Origin of the sequence: Halomonas sp. ND22Bw (assembly GCF_003011945.1) — a bacterium.
Taxonomy (GTDB): domain Bacteria; phylum Pseudomonadota; class Gammaproteobacteria; order Pseudomonadales; family Halomonadaceae; genus Halomonas; species Halomonas halophila.
Genome location: NZ_PXWD01001760.1, coordinates 1 through 237, shown reverse-complemented (window position 1 = coordinate 237; position 237 = coordinate 1). Strand labels below are relative to the sequence as shown.

Sequence of the window (237 nt, the reverse complement as noted above, 5' to 3'; positions counted from 1 at the left end):
AACAGCGCGCCTTCCGTTCCGGTCAACGGCCGCGCCAGACCCGCCCGGTAAACCTTGGCCACATGGCGTTTGGGACTGATCACCCGGTGCAGGAGGTCGCCGTCGTCAGTCAGCAGAAGCAGGCCCGTCGTCTGCTTGTCCAGCCGTCCGATGGTCGAGATGGCGGGATCGCGCGCCCGCCAACGTCCCGGCAGGATGTCATAGACCAGCGCCCCCTCTTCCTTGTGTGAGCAGGTC

At 66.2% G+C, this 237-nt stretch carries 1 protein-coding gene; it reads right to left on the bottom strand.

Features of this window, described 5'->3' with window-relative positions; all coding sequences use genetic code 11:
• Positions 1-237, bottom strand: a 237-nt coding sequence (locus CVH10_RS24335; protein ID WP_369336027.1) for a pseudouridine synthase, incomplete at both ends; no start/stop codon positions are given.